The sequence below is a fragment of the Vogesella margarita genome, from assembly GCF_028548475.1.
GTDB lineage: Bacteria > Pseudomonadota > Gammaproteobacteria > Burkholderiales > Chromobacteriaceae > Vogesella > Vogesella margarita.
Genome location: NZ_JAQQLE010000002.1, coordinates 144,285 through 163,401 on the forward strand (window position 1 = coordinate 144,285; position 19,117 = coordinate 163,401).

A 19,117-nucleotide genomic window follows, 5' to 3' on the forward strand; every position below is an offset into this window, starting at 1 on the left:
CGATGACGCCGCCGCCCGCCTCGCTGCTGTCGACCCGCAAGGCGCTGCGCTTTTTCAACCTGTTCCGCATCGCGCTGGTGGCGGTGCTGCTGCTGATGACGCAGTGGGTGTTGCCGGAACAGGCGCTGGATCGCGCCGCGCTGGGGCAGTGGGCGCTGGCCTACGGCGCGCTGGTGGTGGCCGGTGCGCTGGTCGGCCGCCTGGCGCTGCCGCTGTCGTGGCTGCTGACGGCGACGCTGGCCGCCGACATTGTGCTGATCAGCAGCTTTACCCATCTCTACGGCGGCGTGAAAAGCGGCTTCGGCATGCTGCTGCTGCCCTTCCTGGCGGTGGCCGGCATGCTGGTCAGCGGCCGGCTGGCGCTGTTCTACGCCGCGCTGGCCACCTTCAGCCTGTTCGCCAGCGTGGCGCTGAACGCCTGGCACGACGGGCCGGACAGCAACCAGCTGCTGCAGGCGGCGCTGCTGGCGATCGCCGGCTTCGTCACCAGCGCCACCACCTGGCTGCTGTCGCGCAAGGCGCGGCAGTCCGAGCTGCTGGCGGCGCAGCGCGGCAGCCAGCTGGCCAGCCTCAACCGCGTCAACGCGCTGGCGCTGCAGGCGCTGCGCGAGGCGGTGCTGGTGCTGGACGCGCAGGGCGTGCTGCGTCAGTTCAACACGCCTGCCAGCCGCCTGTTCGGCGAGCTGCAGCGCGACCGGGCGCCGCCGGCGCTGCAACCGCTGATCCGGCGCTGGCAGCGGCAGGGCATGCCGCTGCAGGAGCAGGAGATCGACCTGGATCTGGGCGGGCGGCAACTGATCGGGCGCATGGTGCCGCTGGCGGAAGATGACAGCCTGCTGCTGGTGATGTTCCTGCGTCCGGCAGACCAGCTGGCCGCCGAGGCGCAGCAGCTGAAGCTGGCGGCGCTGGGGCGGCTGACCGCCAATATCGCGCACGAAATCCGCAACCCGCTGGCGGCGATCAGCCACGCCGCCGAGCTGCTGGGCGAAGAGGCGGCAACGCCGGTGACGCAGCGGCTGAGCGGCATGGTGGGCGACAACTGCGCGCGCATCGAACATCTGGTGGCCGAGGTGCTGCAGCTGGGTCGCCGCGACCGCGTGCACGGCGAGGTGTTCCCGCTGGCGTCCTTTGTCGACGAGCTGATCGCGAGCTTCCTGCTGGCGCACCCGGAATACCGGGAGCGTCTCGGCTGGCAGGTGGAGCCCTCGGCCACGGTGCGCTTCGACCGCAGCCACCTGCAGCGCATCCTCACCAACCTGCTGGCCAACGCCTGCCGCCACGGCAGCGCACAGCCGGGCGCGGTGCAGCTGGTGGCCACTGCACAACGGCTGACGGTGCTGGACGACGGCCCCGGTCTCGATGCCGCGGCGCAAAGCCGCCTGTTCGAACCCTTCTTCACCACCGAAAGCAGCGGCACCGGCCTCGGCCTGTACATCGCGCGCGAGCTGGCCCAGGCCAACGGCGCGCAGCTGTCCTACCAGCCGCCCGGCGGCTGCTTTCAACTGACCTTCCCGGAAAGCCATGAACCCGACCCCCTCCTGCGTACTGATCGTTGACGACGAGCCGGACCTGCGCGAGCTGCTGCAGCTGACCCTGCTCAAGATGGGGCTGCAGGTGCTGGCTGCGGCCAACGTTGCCGACGCCTGCCGCCTGCTGGCGCGCGAGCGCTGCGACCTGGTGCTCACCGACATGCGCCTGCCGGACGGCGAGGGGCTGCAGGTGGTGCAGTACATCCAGCAACAGCAGCTGGACATCCCGGTGGCGGTGATCACTGCCTACGGCAGCACCGAGAACGCGGTGGCGGCGATGAAGGCCGGCGCCTTCGACTACCTGGCCAAGCCGCTGAGCCTGGCTGCGCTGCGCGCGCTGGTGAAGTCGGCGCTGCAGGTGAGGGAGCCGGCGCCGGCCGCCGGCGGCGAGCCGCGCCTCCTGGGCGGCGCGGCGGCGATGCGCGACGTGCGCACGATGATAGACAAGCTGGCGCGCACGCAGGCGGCGGTGCACATCAGCGGCGAATCCGGCACCGGCAAGGAGCAGGCGGCGCGGCAGATCCACGAGCAGAGCGCGCGCGCAAGCCAGCCTTTCGTCGCGGTGAACTGCGGTGCGATCCCGGAGACGCTGATGGAGAGCGAGTTCTTCGGCTACCGCAAGGGCGCCTTCACCGGCGCCGACGCCGACCGCGACGGCTTTTTCCAGCTCGCCCATGGCGGCACGCTGTTCCTCGACGAGGTTGCCGACCTGCCGCTGGCGATGCAGGTCAAGCTGCTGCGCGCGATCCAGGAAAAAAAGGTGCGGCGGCTGGGCGCGGCGCAGGAGGAGGCGGTCGACGTGCGCCTGGTCAGCGCCACCCACCGCGACCTGGTGCAGCTGGTGGAACAGGGTCGCTTCCGCCAGGATCTGTACTACCGCCTGAACGTGATCGGCCTGGCGATGCCGCCGCTGCGCGAGCTGCGCGACGACCTGCCGCAGTTCGTCGCCCGCCTGCTGCAGCGCTTCAGCGCCGGCAGCGAACAGCCGCAGCTGGACGAGGCCGCGCTGCAGGCGCTGCTGGGCTACCACTATCCCGGCAACTTCCGCGAGCTGGAGAACATCCTGGAGCGGGCGGTGGCGCTGGCCAGCGACGGCCGCATCCGCGCCGGCGACCTGCAGCTGGGCGCTTCCGGCGCGGAGGCTGCGCTCCCCGGCGCACAGCCGCAGGACGGCGGCGAGACGCTGCAGGACTACCTCGACCGCGTCGAGCGCGCCGCCATCGACAAGGCGTTGCAGGCCAGCGACGGCAACCGCACCCAGGCGGCGCGGCTGCTGGGCGTCAGCTTCCGCTCGCTGCGCTACCGGCTGGAGCGGCTGGGCATGAAGTGAGCGCCTGGCCGCACCGTTGCGGCCAACGTTGGCCGCAAGAAAAAAGGCGTTACCGTTGCGGTAACGCCTTTTTTGCTGCCTTTTTACTGTTGGGCGCGGCGGCTTACACGCGGAAGCGCGCCACCGACTGTCGCAACTGCTGCGCCATCGCCGTCATCTCGCAGGCGGCCAGCGACGCGTCGTGCGCCTTCTGGTGGTTCTGGTCGGCCTGCTGCGCCACCCGCTCCACGTTGTGGGCGATGTCGAGGCTGGCGGTGCTCTGCTCGCGCAGCGCGTCGGAGATGCCGGCCACCGCCAGCTCCACCTGTCTGGCGCCGTCGCGGATGCTCTGCAGGCTGGCACCGGCCTCGCTCGCCGATTTCACCCCCGCCTCAACCTGCACCACGCCGCTGCTCATGCTGTCCACCGCCTCGCGCGCCTCGTTCTGGATGCGGCCAACGGTGTCGCTGATCTCCAGTGTCGACTGCGTGGTGCGCTCCGCCAGCTTGCGCACCTCGTCGGCGACCACGGCAAAGCCGCGGCCCATCTCGCCGGCGCGCGCCGCCTCGATCGCCGCGTTCAGCGCCAGCAGGTTGGTCTGCTCGGCGATCTCGCGGATCACCGTCACCACGCGGCTGATCTGCTCCGAGCGCTCGCCCAGCTGGGTGACGGTGGCGGCGGTGCTGCCCGATGCCGCCGCGATTTCGCGCATGGTGTCCACCGTACGGCTGACGACGGCCTCGCCGCTACGCGACACCTCGTCCGACTGCACCGCCAGTTCACGCGCGCTGCCGGCGTGCTGGTTGACCTGCTGGATGCTCTGCGTCATTTCCTCGACGCAGGCGGCCATCGCCGACACCGCCGCGCTCTGCTCGCGCGAGCTGCCGGACACGTCGTCGGACAGCGCCGCCAGGTTGTGCGCGTTGTACGCGAGGCTGTCCACGCTCTGGTTCACCTCGCTGATCAGCTGGCGCAGCGCCTGGCACATGTGGTCGCTGGCGGCCAGCACCTCGCCGATCTCGTCGCGGCGGCGGCTGTCGATGCTCACCGTCAGGTCGCCGGAGGCGACGCGGCGCGACACGTCCACCAGCTGCGCCAGCGGGCGGCTGACCCAGTAGCGCATCGAGAAGTACACCAGGACCACCAGCAGTAGCGTCACCAGCAGCGTGCCCAGCAGCATCTTCAGCTGCATCTCGTGCGGTTCGCGCACCAGCTCTTCCTGGTAGGCGCCGGTGGCCACCAGCCAGCCCCAGCGCTCGTAGGTAAGGAAGGTGGCCAGCTTGCGGCGCGGCTCGCTGGCGCCCGGGTCCAGCCACAGGTAGCTGCTCTGCCCGTTCTTCTGCGCCAGCATGGTCTTGATGAAGGCGTTGCCGTCGGCGTCGGTCTTGTCCAGCAGGTTCTTGCCTTCCGCGTTCGGATGGATCACCAGCTCGCCGGGGCGGTTCCTGGCGTCCACCACGTACACGTAGCCGCTGTCGCCAATCTTGATGGACAGGACCTTCTGCTTCAGCGCCTGCAGTCCGTCGCTGTAGTCGATGCCGGCGAACATGGCGCCGACCACCGCGCCGCCGGCATCCTTCAGCGGCAGGTAGTGGGTCATGTAGTCGCGGCCGAACAGGTTGGCGGGGCCGGTGTAGGGCTGGCCGCTGCGCAGCTGCGCGTAGGCGGGGTGGTCGTGGTCGAGGCGGGTGGCGATGGCGCGGGTGCCGTCCTCCTTCTTCAGCGACGAGGCGACGCGCACAAAGTCGTCGCCTTCGCGCACGAACAGCGTCGCCACGCCGCGGGTGGCGGCGCTGAAGCGGTCGACCAGCGCGTCGTTGCCGTTGAGCAGCAGCTCGCCGCCGTACAGCGCCGGGGTGCTGACGCCGCTGACGCTGACCGGGGCGCTGCTGTCGCTGCGCAGCGGCTGCGGCAGGCTGGCCGCCAGCTGCGCCGCGCTGATGCGGGCCGTGTTTTCCAGCACGCTGGCGTAGGCGTCGATGGTGTCCACCACCTGCCGGTTGGTCTGGGCCATGGCGTCGACCGAGCGCTGCTCCATGCGCTCGCCCAGCCAGCTGCTGAGGACGACCCCGGCGACGCCGAGGATCACGAAAAGGGCGATGCTCAGCAACAGGCTGAGTTTTTGGGCCAGAGACAATCCGGCGAGTTGCAGACGGGGCATGGCGACATCCGGTGATAAGGGGGTGGCTGTTGTCATAAAAAAGACTTGTTATGGCAACAATACACCGGAGGCTAACCGTTTATTGACGATGGCATGTTGATTTTGATCAATTGCGACTGCTTATCCTTTTGATTGGAAACATTTTTCACGGGGTACGCCGCACCTCAGGCCGCGTGCTCGCCGCCGGGTGGGGCCGATGCGGTCAACAAGGCGGCAAAGGCGTCCACCGCGGCGTGGCGCTGCTGGCGGCGGCGGATCAGCACGGTGTCGGCGATGGCGATGTGCTCCGGCAGCGCGTGGCAGGCCACGCTGTCGCCGGCCGGCAGGCAGGCCAGCAGCGCCTGCGGCACCAGCGCCAGCCCCATGCCGCTGGCGGCGCAGCTGATCATCGCGTGGTAGGAATCCAGCTCCACGATGCGGTCCACCGCGCAGCCGCTATGGCGCAGCCACAGCTCCAGCCGCTGGCGGTAGGCGCAGCCGCTGTCGAAGGCCAGCAGCGTGTGCGGCCGGTCGTCCGGTAGCGGCGGCCGGCCGCGCGCGCCGATCAGCAGCAGCGTTTCGCGGCAGAACGGCTGGCTTTCCAGCCGCGCGTCCTCCACCGGGCCGCACACCAGTGCGCAATCGAGCGTGCCGGCCAGCACCTCGGCAATCAGGCGCGCGGTGGCGCCGGTGCGCAGCTCCAGCTGCACTGCCGGATAGCGCTGGTGGAAGTCGGCCAGCAGCGGCGGCAGCCGCACCGCAGCGGTGTTTTCCATCGCCCCCAGCCGCAGCTGGCCTTGCGGTGCGTTGCTGATCACCGCGTCGCGTGCCTCCTGCGCCAGCCCCAGCAGCTGGCCGGCGTAGTCCTGCAGGATGCGCGCCGCCGGCGTCGGCTGCAGGCGACGGCCCTCGCGCTGGAACAGGGGCACGCCGAGGTCGTCTTCCAGCTGGCGGATGCGGGTGGTGATGTTGGACTGTACGCGGTTCAGGCGGCGCGCGGCGGCGGTGATGCCGCCTTCCTGCAGTACCGCCTGGAAAATGGCGAGGTCACCGAGATCCATGATCGTTCTCTCCGGAAGATGATTTCCATCATGTTAATTCATTTTTCAGGATGGGCGCGCTGCGGCATAGTGGTCGCCTGATTGTCTTGCCGAAAGCCTGCCATGCCCCTTGCCGTCCCGCGTCGCGGTTATGTCTACATCCTGGCCTGTGTGCTGCTGTGGAGCAGCTTCATGCTGATCGCGCGCCTGGGCGGCAAGACGCCGCTGACGCCGTTCGATGTGCTGGCGCTGCGGCTGGCCACCGCCAGCGCGGTGCTGTGCTGGCTGCCCAAGCCGCCGGCCGCTGCGTGGCGCGACGCGTCGATGTGGGGGCTGGCACTGATCGGCTGTGTCGCCTTCTGCCTGCTGTGCTACGGTGCGGTGCGGTGGGTGCCGGCGGCGCACCTGGCCTTGCTGGTGGCCGGCTTGCAGCCCTTTCTGCTCGCCCTGCTGCTTTTGTTGTGGCGGCAAGGTTGGCCGCAACGGGCGACGTGGCCGGGCTACGCGCTGATGGCGCTGGGCTTGCTGCTGCTGGCGTGGCCGCTGTTCGCCGGCCAGGCGGCGCCGGGGCAGTGGCTGGGCGACGGCATGCTGCTGCTGGCCGGCGTGCTGTGGGCGCTGTACGCGCTGCTGGCCAAGCGGCGGCCGTATGATGCGTGGCAGATGACCAGTTTTGTCACGCTGGCGTCGGCGTTGCTGTACCTGCCGGTGTACCTGCTGTGGCTGCCCAAGGGGCTGGCGCAGACGCCGTGGCCGGTGATCGTCGGCCAGGCGCTGTTTCACGGCATCAGCCCGGCCATCGTCGCCATGCTGTGCTATCTGCGCGCGGTGGCGCTGCTGGGGCCGTCGCGGGTGGCGGCCTTGATGGCGCTGATCCCGGTGGTGGCCGGCGTGGCGGCGGTGCCGCTGTTGCACGAGCCGCTGACACCGGGGCTGGCCGGGGCGTTGTTGAGTGTGTCGCTGGGTGCGTGGTGGGTCGCGCGTCCGGCATCCGTTGAACGTGGTCGCGGCTTGCGGCCAACCCTTACCGAGGAAAAACCATGCCGTACGTGAACATCAAGATTACCCGCGAGGGTGCGACACCGGAACAGAAGGCGGAGCTGATCGCCGGGGTGACGGACCTGCTGCGCGACGTGCTGGGCAAGAACCCGGCCACCACCGTGGTGGTGATCGACGAGGTCGATACCGACAACTGGGGCATAGGCGGCGAGAGCGTCACCGTGCGCCGCGCGCGCGGCAGCTGAACGGTTCCGACTAAACGACACTGCGGCCAACCTTTGTGCAAGGTTGGCCGCAGTTTTTTGTTGCCGGTCGTCTGGCGGGCGGCTCAGGACTTGGCCGCGTCGTCCGGCCGTTCGCGCAGCGCCAGCCCCTTCAGCAGGTAGCGCAGGAACTGGTCGCCGCAGGGGCGGAAGTGCTTGTGGTCCGGCTTGCGGAACAGCGCGCTGGTCTCGCTGCTGGACACCTTGAAATCGCTGCGCGCCATCAGCGCCTCGATGTCTTCCTGTTTCAGGTCGAAGGCGATGCGCAGCTTCTTCAGGATCTCGTTGTTGTTCAGGCGCAAGAGTGGTGCCGGGGCCTTCGTGCCGTCGCGGCGGCCGCGGCGCTCGATGATCAGGCCGTCGAGAAAGGCGCCGAGCAGCTCGTCGCTGCACGGGCGGAAGGCCGGATCGTCGTCCTTCTTCAGCAGCGGCGCGAAGTCGTCGTCGGCCAGCGGCTCGACGTGGCGCAGGATGGCCAGCATGCGGTTGTCGGGGCAGTCGATGATGAAACGCACGCTGCGCAGGATGTCGTTATTGATCATGGCGGTCTTTATGGTTGGCCGCTTGCGGCCAACGTCGGGTTAGGGGGCGAGGCGCTGGCGCAGCCAGCTGCCGTCGGCTTGCAGGGTGTACAGCACGCGGTCGTGCAGGCGGCTGGGGCGGCCCTGCCAGAATTCGACGCGGTCCGGCACCACCGCGTAACCGCCCCAGTGCGGCGGGCGCGGCACCGACAGCGGGTGCTTGAGGCCGAAGCCGGCGGCGCGGCTGACCAGCACCGCCTTGCTGTCGATCACGCTGCTCTGCTCGCTGGCCCAGGCGCCGATGCGGCTGGTGTACGGGCGGCTGGCGAAGTAGGCGTCGGACACCTCGCCCGCCACCCGCGCCACACAGCCCTCGATGCGCACCTGCCGTTCCAGCTCCGGCCAGAAGAAGGTGATCGCGAGGTAGGGATTGGCGTCCAGCTGGCGGCCCTTGCGGCTGAGGTAGTTGGTATAGAACAGCAGTTGCCCCTGTTCCACCCCTTTCAGCAGCACGATGCGCGCCGACGGCCGGCCGTGTTCGTCGACACTGGCGACGTGCATCGCGGTCGGTTCGTTGACCTCGGCGGCGATCGCCTCGTGCAGCCACAGTTCGAACTGTGCCACGGCGTCCGGCAGGCAGTCGTCGGGCGAGAGTTCGTGCTGGCTGTATTCGAGGCGGATATCGGCGAGATTGAGCGCCATGGCAGACTCCTGAATGAATGACGGCGGTGGCCGCGAGGCGGCAAGGTTGGCCGCCATGATACCGCAGGCCGTCGCCGGGATGGGCACACCGGCTATGGCAGCTGCCGCTGTGGCAGCTCGGCAGCGAGGAAATCGACCAGCATGCGCACCTTGGGCGACAGCTGGCGGTTGTGCGGGTACAGCGCCCAGATGCCCTCGTCCGGCTCCTGATAGGCGCCCAGCAGCGCCACCAGCGCGCCGCTTTGCAGGTGGCGCGCCACGTAGTAGTCCGGCAGCTGCACGATGCCGACCTGCTGCAGCGCGGCGTGCACCAGCGCGTGGCCGCTGTTGCAGCGCAGGCTGCCGCGTACGCGCAGCAGGCGGCGGCGTCCCTGCTCTTGCACGTGCCACACCTCGTTGCTGCCGAGCAGGCAGTTGTGCTGCTCCAGCTCCGACAGGCTGTTGGGAATGCCGTGGCGTGCCAGGTAGCCGGGGGCGGCGCAGATGAACTGCCGTCGCGACGCCAGCCGCCGCGCCATCAGCGAGGAGTCGGCGAGGTGGCCGATGCGGATCGCCAGGTCGTAGCCGTCGTGCACCAGGTCCAGCAGCTGGTTGCTGAGGTTGAGGTTGATCTCCAGCGCCGGATACTGCTGGCCGAAGGCGGTGATCAGCGGCGCGATGTGGCTCTCGCCGTAGGCCAGCGGCGCGGTCAGCTTCAGCGTGCCCTGCGGCACCGCCAAGTGCTGCGACACCGCGCGCTCGGCGTCGGCCAGCGAATCCAGCAGCTGGCGGCAGTGCTGCAGGTACAGCAGGCCGGTTTCGGTCAGCGTCACATGGCGGGTGGTGCGGTACAAGAGCTGCGCGCCCAGTCGCGTCTCCAGCCGCGTCACCTGGCGGCTGACCTGCGCCACCGACAGCGACAGTGCCAGCGCGGCGCGGGTAAAGCTGCCCTGCTCGGCCACGCTGACGAACTCGCACACCCCTTCCCAAGCCAGCATTGTTGCTCCTCGTAAAAAATCATTTACCGATAGTGGCGATTATCGGCGAAAAAAGCGGTAATACAATGCCGCTTTAGTCTGTCGCACTCAAGGAGCACGTCGTGAGCGAAATCATCCAATGCAAGGCCGCGGTGGCCTGGGCCGCCGGCCAGCCACTGTCCATCGAAGACATCGAAGTGATGCCGCCTCAGGCCGGCGAGGTGCGCGTGCGCATCGTCGCCAGCGGCGTGTGCCACACCGACGCCTTCACCCTGTCCGGCGAAGACCCGGAAGGCATCTTCCCCTGCATCCTCGGCCACGAGGGCGGCGGCATCGTGGAGTCGGTCGGCGAGGGCGTCACCAGCGTCGCCGTCGGCGACCACGTGATCCCGCTGTACACGCCGGAGTGCGGCGAGTGCAAATTCTGCAAGTCGGGCAAGACCAACCTATGCCAGAAAATCCGCGCCACCCAGGGCAAGGGGCTGATGCCGGACGGCACCACCCGTTTCCGCAGCAAGGACGGCCAGCCGATCTACCACTACATGGGGACTTCCACCTTCTCCGAGTACACCGTGCTGCCGGAAATCTCGCTGGCCAAGGTGAACCCGGCGGCGCCGCTGGAAGAGGTGTGCCTGCTCGGCTGCGGCGTCACCACCGGCATGGGCGCTGTGGTGAATACCGCCAAGGTCAAGGCCGGTGACAGCGTCGCCATCTTCGGCCTCGGCGGTATCGGCCTGTCAGCCATCATCGGCGCGCGCATGGCCGGCGCCGGCCGCATCATCGGCATCGACATCAACGAGGGCAAGTTCGAGCTGGCGAAGAAGCTGGGCGCCACCGACGTGATCAACCCGAAAACCTTCGACAAGCCGATCCAGGACGTGATCGTGGAAATGACCGACGGCGGCGTGGACTTCTCCTTCGAGTGCATCGGCAACGTCAACGTGATGCGTTCGGCGCTGGAGTGCTGCCACAAGGGCTGGGGCGAGTCGGTGATCATCGGCGTCGCCGGCGCCGGGCAGGAAATCAGCACCCGTCCGTTCCAGCTGGTGACCGGTCGCGTGTGGCGCGGCTCGGCCTTCGGCGGCGTGCGCGGCCGTTCCGAGCTGCCGGACTACGTCGAGCGCTACCTGAAGGGTGAATTCCGCCTCGACGACTTCATCACCCACACCATGCCGCTGCAGGACATCAACACCGCCTTCGACCTGATGCACGAAGGCAAGAGCATCCGCTCGGTGATCCACTACGGCAAGTAAACCACCGGCGGCTGCGGCCAACGTTGGCCGCAGTCGCCACCGGGAGAGATACGCCAGATGAACCTGGAAATGATCGCCAGCAACAAGAGCTTCGGCGGCTGGCACAAGCAGTACCGCCACGATTCGGCAGTGCTGGGCTGCCGCATGCGCTTTGCCGTCTACCTGCCGCCGCAGGCCGCCAGCGGGCCGGTGCCGGTGCTGTACTGGCTGTCGGGGCTGACCTGCAGCGACGAGAACTTCATGCAGAAGGCCGGCGCGCAGCGCGTCGCCGCCGAGCTGGGCATCGCCATCGTGGCGCCGGATACCAGCCCGCGTGGCGAGGGCGTCGCCGACGACGCCGGCTACGACCTCGGCCAGGGCGCCGGCTTCTATGTCAACGCCAGCGAGGCGCCGTGGATGCGCCACTACCGCATGTACGACTACGTGAGCCAGGAGCTGCCGGCGCTGGTCGCCGCGCACTTCCCGGTCAGCGACCGGCGCGCCATCGCCGGCCACTCCATGGGCGGCCACGGCGCGCTGATGTGTGCGCTGAAACGGCCACAGGACTACGTGTCGGTGTCGGCATTCAGCCCGATCGCCAACCCGGTCAACGCGCCGTGGGGACAGAAGGCGTTCGCCGCCTACCTCGGCGCTGACCGCGCCGCATGGCAGGCATGGGACGCCAGCGTGCTGATGGCCGCCGCCGCTGCCGACGCGCAGTTGCCGGCACGGGTCGACATCGGCCTCGCCGACGGTTTCCTCGCCGAACAGCTGCAGCCGGAAGCGCTGGAACGTGCCGCCGCCGCCAGCGGCTACCCGCTGCAGCTGCACCGCCACGACGGCTACGACCACAGCTACTACTTCATCGCCAGCTTCATCGAGGCGCAGCTGCGCTTCCACGCCGGCCACCTGTTCGCCTGATGCAGGTCAAGCGCATTCCTGCAGCCGGGCTGGCCGCCGCGCGGCCAGCCCCTCGGGCGGCAGGTTTTGGGCTAGAATAGCCCGTTTCCCACTGCGGCTTTTCCTTGCACTCATGCACCTGGTTGCCTTTGGACTGAACCACCACACCGCCCCGCTGGCGATACGCGAACGGCTGGCCTTCCCTGCAGAAACCCTGCCGGGCGCCCTGGCGCAGCTGGTGGATTCGCAGGCCGCGCGTGAGGCGACCATCGTCTCCACCTGTAACCGAACCGAGCTGTACTGCGCCACGCAGCAGCCGGACGCGGCACTGGCGTGGCTGGCCAACTACCACGGCCTGAGCCTGGACGAAGTGCGTCCCTACCTGTACCAGCTCGACGCCGCCGAAGCGGCACGCCACGCCTTCCGCGTCGCCTCCGGGCTGGATTCCATGGTGCTGGGCGAAACGCAGATCCTGGGCCAGATCAAGGACGCGGTGCGCACCGCCGAACGCGCCGGCACGCTGGGCAGCCTGCTCAACGGCCTGTTCCAGAAAACCTTTGCCGTGGCCAAGGACGTGCGCAGCCAGACCGCGGTCGGCGCCAGCTCGGTGTCGATGGCGGCCGCCGGCGTGCGCCTCACCGAGCAGATCTTCGCCTCGGTCGGCGAACTGAAGGTGCTGTTCATCGGCGCCGGCGAGATGATCGAACTGGTCGCCACCCACTACGCCGCGCGCAACCCGGCCTGTATCACCGTCGCCAACCGCACGCTGGAGCGTGGCCAGGCACTGGCGGCGCAATTCGGCGGCAACGCCATCACCCTCGCCGAGCTGCCGGACCACCTGCACCACTACGACGTGGTGGTCAGCTCCACCGCCAGCCAGCTGCCCATCATCGGCAAGGGCATGGTCGAACGCGCCATCAAGGCACGCCGCCACCGCCCGATCTTCATGCTCGACTTGGCGGTGCCGCGCGACATCGAGGCCGAAGTCGGCGAGCTGTCCGACGTCTACCTCTACACCGTGGACGACATCGCCGGCATCGTCGAAGTCGGCCAGCAGGCGCGCAGCCAGGCGGCGGAAGAAGCCGAAACCATCATCGCCCACCGCGTCGGCGAATTCACCGACTGGCTCAAGCGCCGCGAAAGCGTGCCGCTGATCCGCGCGCTGCGCGACGAAGCGGAACGCACCCGCCGCAATGCGCTGGAAGCCGCGATGAAACAGCTGGCCCGCGGCACGCCGCCGGAAAAAGTGCTGGAAGTCCTGTCGGTACAACTGACCAACAAACTGATGCATCCGCCGACGCAGGCGCTGTCTTCCGGCAGCGGCGCGGCGCACGACGCGCAGGTGGCGCTGATCGCCAGCCTGTATCGTTTGCACCCGGAGTCGTAATGAAACCCTCGATTGCCGCGAAACTGGCCCAGCTCGATGACCGGCTGGAAGAAGTCACGCAACTGCTGATGTCCGAACAGGCCACCGCCAACATGGACACCTTCCGCAAGCTCACCCGCGAACACGCCGAACTGACCCCGGTGGTCGAGGCGTTCAACGCCTACCGCCAGTGCGAAGCCGACATCGCCACCGCCAGCGAATTGCTGGACGACCCGGACATGAAGGAATTCGCGCAGGAAGAAATCGGCGAAGCCAGGGAAAAACTGGCTGCGCTCGACCTCGAACTGCAGAAACTGCTGCTGCCGAAAGACCCCAACGACGACAAGAACATTTTTCTTGAAATCCGCGCCGGCACCGGCGGCGACGAGGCCGCGCTGTTCGCCGCCGACCTGCTGCGCATGTACACCCGCTTTGCCGAACGCAACCGCTGGCAGGCCGAGATCGTCTCCGCCAGCGAATCCGACCTCGGCGGCTACAAGGAAGTCATCGTGCGCCTGGTCGGCCAGGGCGCGTACTCCCGGCTGAAATTCGAATCCGGCGGCCACCGCGTGCAGCGCGTGCCGGCCACCGAGACCCAGGGCCGCATCCACACCTCCGCCTGCACCGTGGCGGTGATGGCCGAGGCCGACGAGATCGCCGAGGTGGTGCTGAACCCGGCCGACCTGCGCATCGACACCTATCGTGCCAGCGGCGCCGGCGGCCAGCACATCAACAAGACCGATTCCGCGGTGCGCATCACCCACCTGCCGACCGGCATCGTCGCCGAATGCCAGGACGGCCGCTCGCAGCACGCCAACAAGGCCAGCGCGATGCAGGTGCTGGCGGCGCGCATCTACGACATCCAGCTGCGCGAGAAGAACCAGAAGGAAGCGGCCGAGCGCAAGAGCCTGATCGGCTCCGGCGACCGCTCCGAACGCATCCGCACCTACAACTACCCGCAGGGTCGCATCACCGACCACCGCATCAACCTCACTCTGTACAAGCTGGACCAGGCGATGGACGGCGACCTGTATGAGCTGACCGACGCGCTGGTGGCCGAGCGCCAGGCGGAGCTGCTGGCGCAGTTGTCGGAGGGGAGTTGAGGGGGTGATCTGGCGGCCGAGGTTGGCCGCAAGCGGTAGCAGGAAAGGGCAAGCCGGTTGGCTTGCCCTTTTATCATGATGCGTAAGTGTAGGTTGGGTTAGCGGAGTGTAACCCGACATTGCTTGCGGCCAACCTTGTTCGGGTCTGCTGTATCCGCTGCGCGGATGCCGGTTTGTCTTGCCGCTTCCGCGCGGCGGACGGGAAAAGGGGGATACCGCATCCCCCTTTTCAATCCCCGCTCTTCCCGAAGGCGCAAGAATCCCCGCGACAACTGACACCATCCCGGCGCCGCCCATCCGCTGCGCTCAAAAGAGGACGGCTTGTTCCCGGGCTGGCGACAGTTGTCACGGCTTGCGCCAACGGGAACGGGTGCGTCGGTTCGGTGCTGGCTGGCGGCTCGGTGGTTTGGCCGGTGGTGGTGTTTGCGGCCAATCTTGGCTGCTGCATGGTTGGCGCAGGGTGTCGTCACCCGGCTTGCCGAGCGACGCACCGCTGATGCTCAAAGGTTGGCCGCAGGCCATAACGGGCTTGCGGCCAACCTTGTTTTTACTTTCATGTCTTTTCGCGGGTGTCGTGGCCAAGGCCGCCCTTGCTCTTGTCCGTGTCTTTCCGTGTGCTTCCGTGGCCAAAACCATCACTACAAGCCGCCGTCGTCCGGATTGCAAAGCAAGAATCGGATCGTCATGCCGTCCGCGTTTGCCTACACTGTGATTTTCGCGAGGGTGTGGTGATGACGGTGACGAACGGGTTGGTGACGGGAGCGGGGCGATGACGACGCCGCGCGACTGGTTGTGGTTGCTGCTGCTGGCGGCGATGTGGGGGGCGTCCTTCCTGTTCATGCGCGTGGCGGTGCCGGTGCTGGGGCCGTTTCCGCTGATCGCGCTGCGCCTCGGCGTGGCGACGCTGGCCTTGTTGCCGCTGTTGGGGTGGCTGCCGGGCGGTTTCGCGCTGTGGCGGCAGCACTGGCGCGCGATCGCGGTGGTCGGCGTGTTCCTGTCGGCGCTGCCGTTCTGCCTGATCGCGTGGGCGACGCTGACACTGCCGGCCGGGGTGGCGTCGGTGCTGAACGCCACCACGCCGCTGATGACCGCGCTGTGGGCGATGCCGCTGGCCGGCGAGGCGATGACGCGGCAGCGCGCCGCCGGGCTGGCGCTGGGGCTGGCCGGGGTTCTGGTGCTGACGCTCGGTCGCGGCGCGGCGTTCGGGCTGGACAGCGCGCTGCCGGTGCTGGCGATGCTGGCGGCCACCGCCTGCTACGGCTGGTCCGGGCACATGGCCAAGCGCTGGCTGCCGGGGCTGCCGCCGCTGGTGACGGCGACCGGCAGCCTGGCGTCCGGCGCCATCCTGCTGTTGCCGCTGGCGCTGTGGACGTGGCCGTCGCAGATGCCGACGGCCACGGTGTGGGGTGCGGTGCTGCTGCTGGCGCTGGCCTGCACCGCGTTTGCCTACGTGATCTTCTACCGTCTGATCGAGAAACTGGGCGCTATCCGCGCCAGCAGCGTCACCTATCTGGTGCCGGTATTCGGCGTGCTGTGGGGTGCGCTGTGGCTGGGCGAGGCGGTGAGCGCGGCGATGCTGGCCGGCGGCGTGCTGATCCTGGCCGGGGTGCTGCTGCTGGGCTGGCAGCGCCGCGGTTGAACGGGGGCGGCGATGCGCTGGCACCGGGTGTGGGCGGTGTGGGGGCTGATCGTGCTGGCGGAGACGCTGCAGGGCGTGCTGCGCCAGTTGTGGCTGGTGCCGTGGCTGGGCGAGCTGCCGGCGCGGCAGCTGGGCGTGGTCAGCGGTGCGCTGCTGATCCTGCTGCTTACCTGGGCCACGCGGCGCTGGTTGCGGCTGCGCACGCCGGCGCAACAGCTGCAGGCTGGTGCGTTGTGGCTGCTGCTGATGCTGCTGTTCGAGTTCGGCCTAGGCACGCTGCTGGGCTACCCGCCTGAGCGGCTGCTGGCGGATTACGATCCGCGCGCCGGCGGTTATCTCGGGCTGGGCATGCTGGTGCTGTTGTTGGCGCCGTGGCTGGTCGGTCGCTGCGGCGGCTGCGATGGCGACTGACTTGCGATTTGTATATTGGTAAATAGTTTATATATGTATATAATGAATTATCGACAACAAGGAGCAGGGCGATGAAACAGAATATCGGCAATACCGAACGCGTGATCCGCATCGTGGTGGGGCTGGCGATCACTAGCCTCGCCTTCATCGGCCCGGCCTCGCCGTGGGCGCTGCTGGGGCTGGTGCCGGTGGCGACCGGCATCTTCGGCTGGTGCCCGCCGTACGCGCTGCTGGGCATCAACACCTGCAAGCACAAGTCGTAAGCGCGTCGTCAGCGTCACGAAAAACCGGCCATAGTGGCCGGTTTTTGTTTGCGTATTGCACGCTGCGTCAGCCGGCGTCGGCCAGTGTCGGCAGCGTGATCACCACCGCGAAGCCGCCTTCCGGCGGGTAGTCGAAGCGCAGGCTGCCGCCGTGCTGTGCCACCACGCGGCTGACGATGGCAAGGCCCAGGCCGCTGCCGCCGTCGCTGCCGCGGTGTGCGGCCAACCTTTCGAACGGCGTCAGCGCCGCCTGCTGCAACTCCGGCGCGATGCCGTCGCCGCTGTCATGCACGCGCAGCTCGCAGTGGCGATCGCCGGGCTGCAGGCTGACGCGAAACGGCGCGCGGCCGTAGCGGCGCGCGTTTTCCAGCAGGTTGGACAGCAGGCGCTGCAGCGCCAGCGCGTCGCCGTTGATGGTGGCGTCGCCGCGCTGCCAGGCGATCTCCATGTCGTCGCGGCGGAAGCGGGTCAGCACGTTGTCGACCAGCTCGCCCAGCGCCAGCGGCGTCAGCGGCCGCGTTTCCTCGCTGCGCGCGAAGTCGATGAACTGGCCGACGATGCGCGACAGCTCGTCGATGTCGTTGAGCATGCCGGCCTTGTCGCCGAGGTCGTCCTGCAGCTCCACCGCCAGTTTCAGCCGCGTCAGCGGCGTGCGCAGGTCGTGCGACAGCCCGGCCAGCATCAGCCGCCGTTCGCTGGCGGCCTTGTCCAGCGCCAGCGCCATGGTGTTGAAGCGCTCGATCACGTCGCGCACCTCGCGCGGGCCGCTGACCGGCACCGCCTGCGGCATGCGCCCGGCTTCGAGGTGGCGGGCGGCATTGGCCAGCCGGCTCAGCGGCCGCGTGGTGCGCCACGCCAGCGCGAAGGCGGCCAGCACCGACAGCAGCGCCACCAGCCCGGCGGCCTGCAAGGTTGGCCGCAGCGCCGGCGGCAGGTAGCGGCGCAGCGGCATCACCAGCCAGTAGTGGCTGTCCAGCACCGGCACCTTGAGCCACAGCTCGCGGCGTTCGGCGCGGCTCATGCGCACGCTGACCGGCTCGCCGACGGCGTTGCCCAGCCAGGCTTCCAGCGGCGCGGCAAAGGGCGGCGCGGGAAAGGTCTCTGCCGGCGCCTGGGCCAGCGGCAGCAGCCGCGGCAGGCCGGGCAGGTTGTTGCGCAGCAGGAAGGTGTCGCGCTCCGCCGCCGGCAGCCGGTCGAGCGCTTCCTCGTAGTCGGCTAGCGTGTCCAGCACCTGCGCGTACAGCTGCCGCGCCAGCAGCGCGCTTTTCTGCTGCTCGGTCAGCCACAGCGTGAACACCTGGCTGGCCAGCACCGCCAGCACCACCAGGGCCGCCAGGCGCAGGAACAGCGTGCCGCCGAAGCGCACCAGCAGGTTCATGTCGCGTCCCTTGCCTTGCCGTCCGGCACGAACACGTAGCCGTAGCCCCACACCGTCTGCAGGTAGCGCGGCGCGCCGTCGCCGTCCTCGATCAGCTTGCGCAGCCGCGACACGTGCACGTCGATGCTGCGGTCCTGCGATTCGCCGCCGCCCTTGCCCAGCGCCAGCTCCATCAGCTGTTCGCGCGTCAGCGGCCGCCGCGGGTGGCTGGCCAGCGCCAGCAGCACCGCGTACTCGGCGGTGGTCAGCGTCACCGGCTGGCCATCGCGCAGCAGTTCGCGCCGCGCCGGGTGCAGCTCGCAACTGCCGAAGCCCAGCACCTCGTCGGCGTCGTGCTGCGCCATCACCACCGGCGTCTGCGCGTGGCGGCGCAGCACCGCGTGGATGCGCGCGGCCAGCTCGCGCGGGTTGAAGGGCTTGGCCAGGTAGTCGTCGGCGCCCATTTCCAGGCCGAGGATGCGGTCGATGTCCTCGCCGCGCGCGGTGAGCATGATCACCGGGATCTGCTCGCCCTGCGCGCGCAGGCGGCGCACCACCGCCAGCCCGTCGTCGCCGGGCATCATCACGTCCAGCACCAGCAGGTCCGGGCGGTTGCGCGCCAGCTTGCGGTCGAGGTCGCGCGCGTCCGGCAGCGTGTCGACGCTGAAGCCCTGCTGCGCGAGGTAACGCTGCAGCAGCTCGCGCAGGCGCACATCGTCGTCGACGACCAGTATCTTGTGGTTTTCCATCCGTCACACCCCGTCTCTTTATTTGCCAAGCGTAACGCGCCTGCCGCGCCAAGTCAGCCCGGATATGAACAGCCGTTAACGCGGCGGCGGTGGTTAACACCTCTTAACACTTGCCGCCGGCGCGGCAATACCCGGGCAAAACCTGCCGCGTACAGTCAGCTCATCCCTTTCAACGTAGCAACCGAGGAGTCTGACCATGAATGCCAAACGTACCGTTGCCGTGACCCTGTTCGCCAGCCTGCTGGCCGGCGTATCGCTGACTGCTTTCGCCTTTGGCGGCGACGGCAAGCCGCAGCGCGAGGAAATGCGCCAGAACATGCGCGCCTACCACGAGGCGGTGATGTCCGGCGCGCTGACCGACGCCGAGCTGACCCAGTTGAAGAAGGAGCGCGACGCCGTGCACGCGCAGATGCAGAAGCTGCACGAGCAGCTGCAGGCGAAGACCAAGGCGCTGATCGACAACAAGGAGCGCACCGCCAAGCGCGACAGCTGGCCGGAAGCGGTGGCTGGCAAGCAGTTCCGGGGCGACAAGATGCGCCACCATCGCGGTGATGGCCATTGCGGCGCGCCGGCCACTCCGCCTGCCGCCAAGAGCAACTGAACAGGCGCCACTGAAACTGAGCACCGCGCGGCCGCCG

General features: G+C 68.6%; 19 protein-coding genes. 12 read left to right on the forward strand and 7 right to left on the reverse strand.

Annotated elements, in window-relative coordinates; translation table 11 throughout:
• Window positions 1–2 precede the first annotated feature (2 nt).
• Both PQU96_RS03210 and PQU96_RS03215 read left to right on the forward strand, forming a co-directional pair.
• Window positions 3–1,556 carry a sensor histidine kinase gene (locus PQU96_RS03210; protein ID WP_272770813.1) on the forward strand — a complete coding sequence of 518 codons (1,554 nt, stop codon included), beginning with the start codon at window positions 3–5 and terminating at the stop codon, window positions 1,554–1,556.
• Window positions 1,522–2,859, forward strand: a complete 1,338-nt coding sequence (locus PQU96_RS03215) for a sigma-54-dependent transcriptional regulator (protein WP_272770814.1) — start codon at window positions 1,522–1,524, stop codon at window positions 2,857–2,859. Before PQU96_RS03210 ends, PQU96_RS03215 begins: the two co-directional genes overlap by 35 nt.
• Before the next feature lie 103 nt (window positions 2,860–2,962).
• On the opposite strand, the gene PQU96_RS03220 is transcribed toward PQU96_RS03215, so the two are convergent.
• Window positions 2,963–4,999 (reverse strand): methyl-accepting chemotaxis protein, encoded by a 2,037-nt coding sequence (locus PQU96_RS03220; RefSeq protein ID WP_272770815.1) that lies wholly within the window; start codon window positions 4,997–4,999, stop codon window positions 2,963–2,965.
• A 164-nt stretch (window positions 5,000–5,163) separates the two neighbouring features.
• Window positions 5,164–6,039: a LysR family transcriptional regulator gene (locus tag PQU96_RS03225; protein ID WP_272770816.1), complete on the reverse strand. Its 876-nt coding sequence runs from the start codon at window positions 6,037–6,039 to the stop codon at window positions 5,164–5,166.
• Window positions 6,040–6,141: 102 nt separating this feature from the next.
• Here PQU96_RS03225 and PQU96_RS03230 point away from each other — a divergent pair, with 102 nt between their 5' ends.
• A complete protein-coding gene (locus tag PQU96_RS03230) occupies window positions 6,142–7,071 on the forward strand; it encodes a DMT family transporter (RefSeq protein WP_272770817.1) in 930 nt (309 codons plus the stop codon).
• On the forward strand, window positions 7,059–7,262 hold the full coding sequence (locus PQU96_RS03235) for a tautomerase family protein (RefSeq protein ID WP_120810359.1): 204 nt from the start codon (window positions 7,059–7,061) through the stop codon (window positions 7,260–7,262). Before PQU96_RS03230 ends, PQU96_RS03235 begins: the two co-directional genes overlap by 13 nt.
• Window positions 7,263–7,345: 83 nt before the next feature.
• Here the strand turns inward: PQU96_RS03235 and PQU96_RS03240 are convergent, their stop codons facing one another.
• From PQU96_RS03240 to PQU96_RS03250, 3 genes are all read right to left on the reverse strand, one after another.
• A complete protein-coding gene (locus PQU96_RS03240) occupies window positions 7,346–7,822 on the reverse strand; it encodes a YehS family protein (protein ID WP_272770818.1) in 477 nt (158 codons plus the stop codon).
• A gap of 39 nt (window positions 7,823–7,861) precedes the next feature.
• Window positions 7,862–8,503 (reverse strand): pyridoxamine 5'-phosphate oxidase, encoded by a 642-nt coding sequence (gene pdxH, locus PQU96_RS03245; RefSeq protein WP_272770819.1) that lies wholly within the window; start codon window positions 8,501–8,503, stop codon window positions 7,862–7,864.
• Between the two features lie 92 nt (window positions 8,504–8,595).
• Window positions 8,596–9,480 (reverse strand): LysR substrate-binding domain-containing protein, encoded by an 885-nt coding sequence (locus PQU96_RS03250; RefSeq protein WP_272770820.1) that lies wholly within the window; start codon window positions 9,478–9,480, stop codon window positions 8,596–8,598.
• A gap of 101 nt (window positions 9,481–9,581) precedes the next feature.
• Between PQU96_RS03250 and PQU96_RS03255 the strand changes: the two genes are divergently transcribed.
• The 7 genes from PQU96_RS03255 to PQU96_RS03285 all read left to right on the forward strand — a co-directional run bounded on the left by PQU96_RS03255 (window position 9,582) and on the right by PQU96_RS03285 (window position 16,373).
• On the forward strand, window positions 9,582–10,712 hold the full coding sequence (locus PQU96_RS03255) for an S-(hydroxymethyl)glutathione dehydrogenase/class III alcohol dehydrogenase (RefSeq protein ID WP_444546104.1): 1,131 nt from the start codon (window positions 9,582–9,584) through the stop codon (window positions 10,710–10,712).
• A gap of 63 nt (window positions 10,713–10,775) precedes the next feature.
• Complete coding sequence (gene fghA, locus PQU96_RS03260) at window positions 10,776–11,612, forward strand: S-formylglutathione hydrolase (RefSeq protein ID WP_272771111.1); 837 nt, start codon at window positions 10,776–10,778, stop codon at window positions 11,610–11,612.
• Window positions 11,613–11,724: 112 nt separating this feature from the next.
• Window positions 11,725–12,978: a glutamyl-tRNA reductase gene (gene hemA, locus PQU96_RS03265; protein WP_272770821.1), complete on the forward strand. Its 1,254-nt coding sequence runs from the start codon at window positions 11,725–11,727 to the stop codon at window positions 12,976–12,978.
• Window positions 12,978–14,060, forward strand: a complete 1,083-nt coding sequence (prfA, locus tag PQU96_RS03270) for a peptide chain release factor 1 (protein WP_272770822.1) — start codon at window positions 12,978–12,980, stop codon at window positions 14,058–14,060. The genes hemA and prfA overlap by 1 nt, the downstream gene beginning before the upstream one ends.
• A 769-nt stretch (window positions 14,061–14,829) precedes the next feature.
• Window positions 14,830–15,699: a DMT family transporter gene (locus PQU96_RS03275; RefSeq protein ID WP_272770823.1), complete on the forward strand. Its 870-nt coding sequence runs from the start codon at window positions 14,830–14,832 to the stop codon at window positions 15,697–15,699.
• A gap of 12 nt (window positions 15,700–15,711) precedes the next feature.
• Complete coding sequence (locus PQU96_RS03280; RefSeq protein WP_272770824.1) at window positions 15,712–16,110, forward strand: hypothetical protein; 399 nt, start codon at window positions 15,712–15,714, stop codon at window positions 16,108–16,110.
• Window positions 16,111–16,181: 71 nt separating this feature from the next.
• Window positions 16,182–16,373 (forward strand): YgaP family membrane protein, encoded by a 192-nt coding sequence (locus PQU96_RS03285; protein ID WP_189373153.1) that lies wholly within the window; start codon window positions 16,182–16,184, stop codon window positions 16,371–16,373.
• A gap of 67 nt (window positions 16,374–16,440) precedes the next feature.
• On the opposite strand, the gene PQU96_RS03290 is transcribed toward PQU96_RS03285, so the two are convergent.
• Together PQU96_RS03290 and ompR are read right to left on the reverse strand one after the other, a co-directional pair.
• Window positions 16,441–17,751 (reverse strand): ATP-binding protein, encoded by a 1,311-nt coding sequence (locus PQU96_RS03290; protein WP_272770825.1) that lies wholly within the window; start codon window positions 17,749–17,751, stop codon window positions 16,441–16,443.
• Window positions 17,748–18,479 (reverse strand): osmolarity response regulator transcription factor OmpR, encoded by a 732-nt coding sequence (ompR, locus tag PQU96_RS03295; protein WP_272770826.1) that lies wholly within the window; start codon window positions 18,477–18,479, stop codon window positions 17,748–17,750. The genes PQU96_RS03290 and ompR overlap by 4 nt, the downstream gene beginning before the upstream one ends.
• A gap of 196 nt (window positions 18,480–18,675) precedes the next feature.
• Between ompR and PQU96_RS03300 the strand changes: the two genes are divergently transcribed.
• Window positions 18,676–19,080, forward strand: a complete 405-nt coding sequence (locus PQU96_RS03300) for a hypothetical protein (protein ID WP_272770827.1) — start codon at window positions 18,676–18,678, stop codon at window positions 19,078–19,080.
• Window positions 19,081–19,117 lie beyond the last annotated feature (37 nt).

Coding starts and splice junctions, on each gene's coding strand:
- PQU96_RS03210 (WP_272770813.1), top strand. CDS start 3: ATGACGCCGCCGCCCGCCTCGCTGCTGTCGACCCGCAAGGCGCTGCGC.
- PQU96_RS03215 (WP_272770814.1), top strand. CDS start 1,522: ATGAACCCGACCCCCTCCTGCGTACTGATCGTTGACGACGAGCCGGAC.
- PQU96_RS03220 (WP_272770815.1), bottom strand. CDS start 4,999: ATGCCCCGTCTGCAACTCGCCGGATTGTCTCTGGCCCAAAAACTCAGC.
- PQU96_RS03225 (WP_272770816.1), bottom strand. CDS start 6,039: ATGGATCTCGGTGACCTCGCCATTTTCCAGGCGGTACTGCAGGAAGGC.
- PQU96_RS03230 (WP_272770817.1), top strand. CDS start 6,142: ATGCCCCTTGCCGTCCCGCGTCGCGGTTATGTCTACATCCTGGCCTGT.
- PQU96_RS03235 (WP_120810359.1), top strand. CDS start 7,059: ATGCCGTACGTGAACATCAAGATTACCCGCGAGGGTGCGACACCGGAA.
- PQU96_RS03240 (WP_272770818.1), bottom strand. CDS start 7,822: ATGATCAATAACGACATCCTGCGCAGCGTGCGTTTCATCATCGACTGC.
- pdxH (WP_272770819.1), bottom strand. CDS start 8,503: ATGGCGCTCAATCTCGCCGATATCCGCCTCGAATACAGCCAGCACGAA.
- PQU96_RS03250 (WP_272770820.1), bottom strand. CDS start 9,480: ATGCTGGCTTGGGAAGGGGTGTGCGAGTTCGTCAGCGTGGCCGAGCAG.
- hemA (WP_272770821.1), top strand. CDS start 11,725: ATGCACCTGGTTGCCTTTGGACTGAACCACCACACCGCCCCGCTGGCG.
- prfA (WP_272770822.1), top strand. CDS start 12,978: ATGAAACCCTCGATTGCCGCGAAACTGGCCCAGCTCGATGACCGGCTG.
- PQU96_RS03275 (WP_272770823.1), top strand. CDS start 14,830: ATGACGACGCCGCGCGACTGGTTGTGGTTGCTGCTGCTGGCGGCGATG.
- PQU96_RS03280 (WP_272770824.1), top strand. CDS start 15,712: ATGCGCTGGCACCGGGTGTGGGCGGTGTGGGGGCTGATCGTGCTGGCG.
- PQU96_RS03285 (WP_189373153.1), top strand. CDS start 16,182: ATGAAACAGAATATCGGCAATACCGAACGCGTGATCCGCATCGTGGTG.
- PQU96_RS03290 (WP_272770825.1), bottom strand. CDS start 17,751: ATGAACCTGCTGGTGCGCTTCGGCGGCACGCTGTTCCTGCGCCTGGCG.
- ompR (WP_272770826.1), bottom strand. CDS start 18,479: ATGGAAAACCACAAGATACTGGTCGTCGACGACGATGTGCGCCTGCGC.
- PQU96_RS03300 (WP_272770827.1), top strand. CDS start 18,676: ATGAATGCCAAACGTACCGTTGCCGTGACCCTGTTCGCCAGCCTGCTG.